Origin of the sequence: Nocardia sp. SSK8, from assembly GCF_037034205.1 — a bacterium.
Taxonomy (GTDB): domain Bacteria; phylum Actinomycetota; class Actinomycetes; order Mycobacteriales; family Mycobacteriaceae; genus Nocardia.
Map to the genome: position 1 here is coordinate 1 of NZ_JBAGKD010000050.1, position 269 is coordinate 269.

Genomic DNA, 269 nt, shown 5'->3' on the forward strand with positions numbered 1-269 from the left:
TACCAGGTGTTGATCGAGTCGGAGTTCCCCTCCGAGCTGGCCGGGTTGTTCAAGAACCTGGAGAACAAGGGCAACCCGTGGGGTCAGAACTCCAAGGACCGCCTGAACTGGATCAAGGAAGTCGATTTCGACATCCCGGTCTTCGGTCGCGACGCCGACAGCTTCGACGGCTACGAGTACCTGTTCTGGGTCGGTTGCGCCGGTGCCTACGAGGACCGCGCGAAGAAGACCACCAAGGCTGTGGCCGAACTTCTGGCGACCGCGGGCAC

General features: G+C 61.7%; 1 protein-coding gene. It reads left to right on the forward strand.

Translation table 11 applies throughout. From position 1 onward, the window contains the following. A partial coding sequence (locus WA675_RS27325; RefSeq protein ID WP_336088337.1) for a hypothetical protein occupies positions 1-269 on the forward strand: 269 nt, incomplete at both ends.